At 74.8% G+C, this 7,441-nt stretch carries 7 protein-coding genes; 2 read left to right on the forward strand and 5 right to left on the reverse strand.

Features of this window, described 5'->3' with window-relative positions; genetic code table 11:
• Window positions 1–86 precede the first annotated feature (86 nt).
• The gene (locus AOK09_RS26020) at window positions 87–872 is read right to left on the reverse strand and encodes a 3-hydroxybutyrate dehydrogenase (RefSeq protein WP_055589684.1); all 786 of its coding nucleotides are present in this window, start codon (window positions 870–872) and stop codon (window positions 87–89) included.
• A 340-nt stretch (window positions 873–1,212) separates the two neighbouring features.
• Between AOK09_RS26020 and AOK09_RS26025 the strand changes: the two genes are divergently transcribed.
• Window positions 1,213–2,847 carry a regulator gene (locus tag AOK09_RS26025; RefSeq protein WP_245687483.1) on the forward strand — a complete coding sequence of 545 codons (1,635 nt, stop codon included), beginning with the start codon at window positions 1,213–1,215 and terminating at the stop codon, window positions 2,845–2,847.
• Window positions 2,848–2,979: 132 nt separating this feature from the next.
• On the opposite strand, the gene AOK09_RS26030 is transcribed toward AOK09_RS26025, so the two are convergent.
• Window positions 2,980–4,293 carry an NAD(P)/FAD-dependent oxidoreductase gene (locus AOK09_RS26030; protein WP_063796075.1) on the reverse strand — a complete coding sequence of 438 codons (1,314 nt, stop codon included), beginning with the start codon at window positions 4,291–4,293 and terminating at the stop codon, window positions 2,980–2,982.
• Window positions 4,294–4,508: 215 nt separating this feature from the next.
• Window positions 4,509–5,405: a TIGR01777 family oxidoreductase gene (locus tag AOK09_RS26035; RefSeq protein ID WP_055589685.1), complete on the reverse strand. Its 897-nt coding sequence runs from the start codon at window positions 5,403–5,405 to the stop codon at window positions 4,509–4,511.
• A gap of 71 nt (window positions 5,406–5,476) precedes the next feature.
• On the opposite strand from AOK09_RS26035, the gene AOK09_RS26040 reads away from it, so the two are divergent.
• A complete protein-coding gene (locus tag AOK09_RS26040; protein ID WP_055589686.1) occupies window positions 5,477–5,980 on the forward strand; it encodes a GNAT family N-acetyltransferase in 504 nt (167 codons plus the stop codon).
• Between the two features lie 15 nt (window positions 5,981–5,995).
• Here the strand turns inward: AOK09_RS26040 and AOK09_RS26045 are convergent, their stop codons facing one another.
• Window positions 5,996–6,511 (reverse strand): DUF4240 domain-containing protein, encoded by a 516-nt coding sequence (locus AOK09_RS26045; RefSeq protein ID WP_055589687.1) that lies wholly within the window; start codon window positions 6,509–6,511, stop codon window positions 5,996–5,998.
• 125 nt (window positions 6,512–6,636) lie between these two features.
• On the reverse strand, window positions 6,637–7,441 hold an 805-nt coding region (locus AOK09_RS26050), incomplete at its 5' end, for a 2-oxo acid dehydrogenase subunit E2 (protein ID WP_175609347.1).

The following is a 7,441-nucleotide window of genomic DNA, read 5'->3' on the forward strand; positions in this document are numbered from 1 at the left end:
CTGGGTGGGTCTGCCGCCGGCGGTGCTGCTGCTGGCCATGGGTCACGTCCTGGTGAGGGAGGGGGTGGGGGAGAGGGCGTGCGGGGTCAGTGGGCGGTCCAGCCGCCGTCCAGCGGCAGGCTGCTTCCGGTGACGTAGGAGGCGTGCGGCGAGCAGAGCCACAGGGCGGCCTCGGCGACCTCGGACGGCTCGATCAGCCGCTTGATCGCGGTGCGCTCCAGCATGATCTGCTCCACCACCTCGTCCTCGCCGATGCCGTGGGCCAGCGCCTGGGCGGCGACCTGGTTCTCCACCAGCGGGGTGCGGACATAGCCGGGGTTGATGCAGTTGCTGGTCACCCCGTACGGGGCGGCCTCCAGGGCGACCGTCTTGGACAGCCCCTCCAGGGCGTGCTTGGCGGTGACGTAGGCCGACTTGTAGGGGCTGGCCCGCAGGCCGTGCACGGAGGAGATGTTGACGATGCGTCCCCATTCCTGGGCGTACATGTGAGGCAGCGTCCGGCGCATGATGCGGAAGGGAGCCTCCACCATCACCCGCTGGATCAGGGTGAAGCGGTCCGGGGGGAACTCGTGCACCGGCGCCACATGCTGCAGGCCGGCGTTGTTGACCACGATGTCCGCGTCGGCGGGGAGGGCGTCCACCGCCGCCGGATCCGACAGGTCGACGACATGGGCGGTCCCGCCGGTCTCCTCGGCGACCGCCTTGGCCGCCTCCGCGGCGATGTCGACGACGTACACCCGGGCCCCGGCGGCGGCGAGCGCCACCGCGCAGGCCCGGCCGATGCCTGAGGCGGCCCCGGTGACCAGGGCGGTCCGGCCGGTCAGGGGCCGGGGGCCGGACCCGTCGGGCGGCGGGGCAGATGTGGTGTCCATGGCCGGAAACGGTAGGAAGTGCGGGCTTTGGCTCCCATGGGGCCGGACGCCATGAAGTACTCGGCGGCTGTGTGGCCGGCAGCCATGTCGGAGCGGCCGCTGTGCGGCCCGCAGAGGCCGCGCGGAGCGGCGCGAGAAGGGCTACCACGGCGCAAACCCCGACAGCCCCGCCTTCCTCACAACGAGTCCACCCATGTCACCCGTTCGGAGGATTGCTTGGGAGGGCCCGGCCGGAGCCCCCGAATCCTCGCTACATTCACGCCGGTTCCCGACAGGGGGCGCCGCACAGCACCGGGGGACGGTCACGTGCCGCTGCGGCGCTCGGAAGGTGTTGACGCACATGCCCCAACGGCCCGCAACCGACCGACCGGCCTTTGTGCCGCGAGCCGACCGGCCGCCCGCAGCCGAGCCGCGGCCCGCGCCCGGCGGCTCGCCGCGGGCGGCCGACCGGTCCCACAACCAGCGCCTGGCGGAGCTGATCGAGGAGGCCGGGTTCTCCCACGCCGGACTGGCCCGCAGGGTGGACCAGCTCGGCCTGGAGCACGGCCTCGACCTGCGGTACGACAAGACCTCGGTCACCCGCTGGCTCCGCGGGCAGCAGCCGCGCGGCGCCACCCCGGCGCTGATCGCCGAGGTGTTCACCCGCCGCCTGGGCCGCCGGCTGGGCGCCCAGGACCTGGGACTGGACGCCTGCGCACCGGTGTACGCGGGCCTGGAGTTCGCCGAGACGCCGGCCGAGGCGGTCGACATCGTCTCCAGCATGTGGCGCAAGGACACCGGGCCCAACTCCGAGCTGCGCCGGATCGCCTTCACCCCGGCGGGCCTGGTGGTGCCCAGCCGCGACTGGCTGATCGGCCGCACCGACGAGCGGGTCTCCCGGGAGGATCCGGCCGAGGCCGCCGACCCCCCGCTGCGGGCCCCCGCCGGGCTGCGCGGACCCGCCCGGCCGCTCGGCGCGGGCGGACGGGTGCCGCTGCAGGCCCGCCGCCCCGGGGCGCTGGGCAGGCCGGGCATCAAGGCCGACACCGAGCACCCCGCCCCGCACCCGCAGCGGGACAGCCGCGGGGTCCGGGTGGGCCGCGGCGACGTCGCCGCCGTACGTGCCGTCGGCGACCTCTTCCGCGCCCTGGACCACGCCTACGGCGGCGGCCATGCCCGCCAGGCGCTGGTGCGCTACCTGGAGAGCGAGGCCGAGCCGATGCTGCGCGGCCGCTACGGCGAACCGGTCGGGCGGGCCCTGTTCGGCGCGGTCGCCGACCTCACCAGACTGGCCGGCTGGACGTCCTTCGACATCGCCGCCCACGGCCTGGCGCAGCGCTACTTCGTCCAGGCGCTGCGGCTCTCCCAGGCGGCCAACGACCGGGTGTACGGGGGGTACGTCCTGGCCACCATGAGCCGCCAGGCCGTCCATCTGGGGCACGGCCGGGAGGCGGTGCAGCTGGCGAGGGTCGCCCAGCAGGGCGTCGGCACCACCGCCCCGTCCGGGGTGCAGGCGCTGATGCACGCCGCCGAGGCCCGCGGCCACGGAGTGCTCGGCGACAGCCGCTCCTGCACCGGGGCCCTGGTGCGGGCCGAGCGGTGCCTGCAGGCGGTGCGGCCCGCCGACGAGCAGCCCTCCTGGGCGCGGTCGTTCGACGAGGCGCAGCTCGCCGCGGAGTTCGCGCTCTGCTACCGCGACCTCCAGCAGTGGCGGCTCAGCGCCCAGCACGCGGAGAAGTCGCTCCGGCTGCGCTCGCCGGGCTACGCCCGCAGCCGGGTCTTCTCCCGGAGCGTGCTGGCCACCGCAAGGCTGGGGATGGGCGATGTGGACGAGGCGTGCGCGGTGGCCACCGAGGCGTTGCGGTCGGCGGCCGAGATGCGTTCGGTGCGGGCGGTGGAGTACCTGAGGGACTTCCACCGGCGGCTGTCCCCGTACCGGGGCAGCCCGGTGGTCCGGGCCTTCGAGGAGGTCGCCCGTACCACCGGGATCGTCTGACGGGACGGCGGCACCGCGTCGCGGCGCGCAGTCTCCGCGTCGCGGTGCACGGCCCGCGGGCGGGGCCGGGTCTGCGGGGCCCCCGCCGGGAGTGCCGGAGCGGCTCCGGCCCGCCCCCGCACTCCCGGCCGTTCAGGCGGCGGCCGCCCGCGCTACGGAGGCCACCTTGAGGTCGAGGAGGATCTGCGCGGCCGCACGGCGGCCCGAGACCAGTGCCCCCTGGACCGTGCTGGTGTCCCGGTGGTCACCGCAGACATAGAGGCCCCGGATGACCCGGACCGGCCGCCGGAAGTGGTGCGGGGGCGGCATCGCGGGCACTGCGCGCTCGACATGACGTACCGTCAGGAACGTCCAGGAGGTGGTGGAGATCCCGTACAGCTCGGACAGCCGGCGCCGTACGCCAGGCTCCAGCGCCGCCGGGCCGCCCGCCTCGAAGGAACGCCGCCCCAGCACCGTGGTGGCCACCAGGGACTGGCCGGGCGGGGCGTACGAGGGATGCACCCGGCTGAGCACCAGGGAGTGCGAGACCGGGCTCTCCCGGTCGGCGTCGAGCAGCAGCACCGGCTCGGCGAGGGGGGCCTGCGGAGCGGCGTGGTAGAAGGTCGTCACGGGATGGAAGCCCGGCAGATGCAGCCCGGGCAGCAGCCCGGCCGCGGACACCGCGTCCGTGGCCAGCACCACGCTGCGGCCGCGGACCCGCCCGTGCCGCAGGGTGTCCACCCCGTCCGCCGACACCGCCACGGCCTGTACGCCCAGCCGCACCGTCCCCGGCGGCAGGCCCTCCGCCAGTTGCTGCGGCACCGCGGCGATGCCCGCCGCGGGCAGACAGAGCCGGCCGCGCGCGTACGCCCGCAGCGCCAGATCGGCGCAGCGGCTGCTGGTGGACAGTTCCGGATCGCTGAGCAGCGCGGTCAGCAGCGGCCGCAGAAACCCGTCCACGACGCGTGCGGACAGGCCGCGGGCCGTGAGCGCCTGCGCGGCGGTCAGCTCGGGACGGGTCAGCAGCTGTGCGGCCGGGGTCGCGGCCAGACGCGCCAGCGCGGCGCCGAGCCGCGCCTTGTCCAGCGGACTGCCGATCGCCGCACGGTCGGCGGCCAGCCGGGTGAGCGGGCGGCGCGGATCGCCCACCCGGTAGCGGCGGCCGCCCGAGTGCACCAGCACCCCGGGCGCCAGCGGGCGCAGCTCCAGCCGGTCCAGGTCGAGCACCCGGGACAGCTCCGGGAAGGAGGTGTTGAGCAGGTGGCTGCCCTGGTCCAGGCGGAATCCGTCGACCTCGGCGGTGGCCATCCGGCCGCCGACGTGCTGCGCGGACTCCAGCACGGTCACGGTGAGCCCGGCGGCGCACAGTTGCCGGGCGGCCGCCAGGCCGGCCAGTCCGGCGCCCACGACCACCACATCGGGGTCGATGCGGCCGCGGCTGCGGTGGGTGAGGTCGTGTGCGGGCACGGGTCGCTCCCTCCCTGCTTCTCGGTGCCCGACGTCCCTCCGGCCGGGCGACCGGGATGCGGTCCGCACAGGTGATGCCCCGTCAACAACCGACCCAGACAAAGACTTCCGGCCGTATTCGGCGGGAACGGAGGATTTCCGGCGATACTCCAGTGCAGGGCAAGGTCGTGTGGTAACGAGGTGCAGGATGGGGCGGCAGGGAGGCCCGCGCGCCCTCAGGAGGCGGTCAGGGCGGCGCGGACGGCGTCGTCGACGGTGGGGTCGCTGAAGCGGAACCCCGCCTCCAGCAGCCGGGCCGGCACCACCCGGTGGCTGCCCACCACCTCCACCGCGAACTCGCCCAGCGCCACCCGCAGCGCCGCCTCGGGCACCGCGAACACCGTCGGCCGCCGCAGCGCCCGGCCCATCGCAGCGGTGACCTCGGCGTTGGTCGCCGGCTCGGGGGCGGTGAGGTTCACCGGACCGCTCAGCTCCTCCCGCTCGATCAGGAAGCGCAGCGCCGCCACCTCGTCCCGCAGCGAGATGAACGACCAGTACTGCCGCCCCGACCCCAGCCGTCCGCCCAGCCCCAGCCGGAAGAGCGGGAACATCCGCCCCCAGGCGCCGCCGCCGGAGGCCACCACCAGTCCGGTACGCGGATGCACCACCCGGATCCCGGCCTCGGCGGCCGGCTGTGCCGCCTCCTCCCAGTCCTGGCACACCCGGGCCAGGAAGTCGTCGCCCGGGGCGGCGTCCTCGTCGATCACCCGGTCGCCGGTCTGCCCGTAGAAGCCCACCGCGGAGCCGGAGACCAGCACCGACGGCTTGACGGCCAGCTCCGCCAGCGCCTCGGCGAGGGCCGCGGTGCCCAGCACCCGGCTGTCCCGGATGCGCTGCTTGTAGGAGTCCGTCCAGCGGTGGTCGGCCACCCCCGCGCCGGCCAGGTGCACCACGGCCTCCACCCCCGCCAGCCCTGCCGTGTCCACCTGCTGCCGCACCGGGTCCCAGTACACCTCCCCCTCGCCCAGCGGGCGGTGCCGGACCAGCCGGACCACCTGGTGTCCGTCGGCCCGCAGCGAGCGGAGCAGAGCGGTGCCGATGAGCCCGGACGAACCGGTGACAGCGATACGCATGCGTCCATCCTCGCAGCCGGGCCGGGATACGGCCGTCCGGTGGCGGACACGGCGTGGTTAGAGTGATCCGCATGCCCGACATCGAACTGACGATCCGCTCGGCCGTGGCGGACGACGACCGCGCCCTCGGGGAGCTCGACCGGCGCTGCTGGTCCTGGCTGAGCGACGTCGCCCCGCAGCGGCCCGCGGGCGAGCCGTTCTTCGACGAGCGGCACGGTCCCGACCAGTACCAGGTCGCGGTGGTGGCGGACGGCAGGATCGCGGGGTACGTGCGGGTGGTGCCGTCCACCCCGCTGGCCAGCAACGCCCATGTGCGGCAGATCCAGGGGCTGGCCGTCGACGGCGAACTGCGCGGACACGGCATCGGCCGGGCACTGGTGGCGGCGGCCTGCGAGCGGGCCCGCGGCGAGGGGGCCCGCCGGATCACCCTGCGGGTGCTTGGCCACAACCGGCCGGCCAGGGCGCTCTACGAGCGGTGCGGCTTCCAGGTCGAGGGTGTGCTGCCGGAGGAGTTCCTGCTGGACGGCGCCTATGTGGACGACGTCTGCATGGGCCGCTCGCTGCTGCAGCCCTGAGCCCGCCGGGCGGGTTCAGCCGCCGTAGCGGTCCCACAGCCGGGGGAAGCGGTCGGCCATCACGACGTGGTCCTCGAAGTCCAGCGCACGGCCCTCCGGCTCGGCCGGCTCGGCGACGTCCAGTTCCGGCATCGGCTGGCCGGTGAGCTGCTCGTACGCCTCGTCCGCGGCGAAGCCGAGGTCCTCGGCGTAGCCGTCCTCCTGCTCGTCGAAGCCGGGCAGCAGCTCCGCCAGGTTGTCCGGATCGTGCAGCGCGCCCTCGAAGACCTCCCGGCCGCGGCCGATCAGCCAGCAGCGGAAGGCGTCGAAGGCCTCGTCGGACGCGCCGCCCAGCAGCAGATAGGCGGCGCCCCACACATCCCAGCGGTAGGCCCGCTGGAACCGGACCTCGAAGAGGCGGGCGAAGTCCACCACGTCGTCGGGGGTGAGTGCGGCCAGGCGCTCCACCAGCAGGTCGGCGTGTTCGTCCGGGTCGCCGGCCGAGGCGTCCCGGGTGTCGTCGATCAGCTGCCAGAACTCCGTCTCGTACATCACGGGACCAGCATCCCCGCAGGGGCGCGCCCGCGCATGCGATATCCGGGGGCGCCCGGCAAACGGGTGCGCCCCCGGCCCCGCCGCAGCGGGAGCCGGGGGCGCACTGCCCGGACGGGGGAGGCTTACAGCCCGAGGTCGCCCTCGAACGCGCCCTCCTCCAGACGGGCCTTGACCGTGCCCAGGTAGCGGGCGGCGTCGGCGCCGTCCACGATCCGGTGGTCGTACGACAGGGCCAGGTAGACCATGTCGCGGACGCCGATGGTGGTGCCCTCCGGGGTCTCCAGCACGACCGGGCGCTTGACGGTGGCGCCGATGCCCAGCATGCCGACCTGCGGCTGGTTGAGGATCGGGGTGTCGAAGAGCGCACCGCGCGAACCGGTGTTGGTCACCGTGAAGGTGCCCCCGGCCAGCTCGTCGGGCTTGAGGCCGCCGTCACGGGTGCGGGCGGCGAGGTCCGCGGTCCGCTTGGCGATACCGGCGATGTTGAGGTCGCCGGCGTCGTGGATCACCGGGACGAAGAGCCCCTTCTCGGTGTCCACCGCGATGCCGATGTTCTCGACGTCGTGGTAGGTGATGGTGTCGTCGTCGTTCACCCGGGCGTTCAGGACCGGGTGGACCTTGAGGGCCTCGACGGCGGCCTTGACGAAGAACGGCAGCGGGGAGAGCTTGACGCCCTCGCGCTGGGCGAACGCGTCCTTGGCCCGCGCCCGCAGCTTCATCAGGCGGGTGACATCCACCTCGACCACGGTGGTGAGCTGCGCCGACACCTGCAGCGACTGCACCATGTGCTTGGCGATCGCCTTGCGCACCCGGGTCATGGGCAGGGTCTGGCCGCGCAGCGGCGACGGGGCCTGCGCGGCCGGCTTGGCGGCGGCGGCCGGGCCGGTCGCGACCGGAGCGGCGGCGCGGGCGGCCTCGGCCGCGGCG

The sequence above is a fragment of the Peterkaempfera griseoplana genome (assembly GCF_001418575.1).
Classification (GTDB): Bacteria; Actinomycetota; Actinomycetes; order Streptomycetales; family Streptomycetaceae; genus Peterkaempfera; species Peterkaempfera griseoplana.

Bases quoted from the DNA above. Each gene is read 5' to 3' on its own strand.
- AOK09_RS26035 (WP_055589685.1), bottom strand. From the start codon at position 5,405: ATGCGTATCGCTGTCACCGGTTCGTCCGGGCTCATCGGCACCGCTCTG.
- AOK09_RS26020 (WP_055589684.1), bottom strand. From the start codon at position 872: ATGGACACCACATCTGCCCCGCCGCCCGACGGGTCCGGCCCCCGGCCC.
- AOK09_RS26045 (WP_055589687.1), bottom strand. From the start codon at position 6,511: ATGTACGAGACGGAGTTCTGGCAGCTGATCGACGACACCCGGGACGCC.
- AOK09_RS26025 (WP_245687483.1), top strand. From the start codon at position 1,213: ATGCCCCAACGGCCCGCAACCGACCGACCGGCCTTTGTGCCGCGAGCC.
- AOK09_RS26040 (WP_055589686.1), top strand. From the start codon at position 5,477: ATGCCCGACATCGAACTGACGATCCGCTCGGCCGTGGCGGACGACGAC.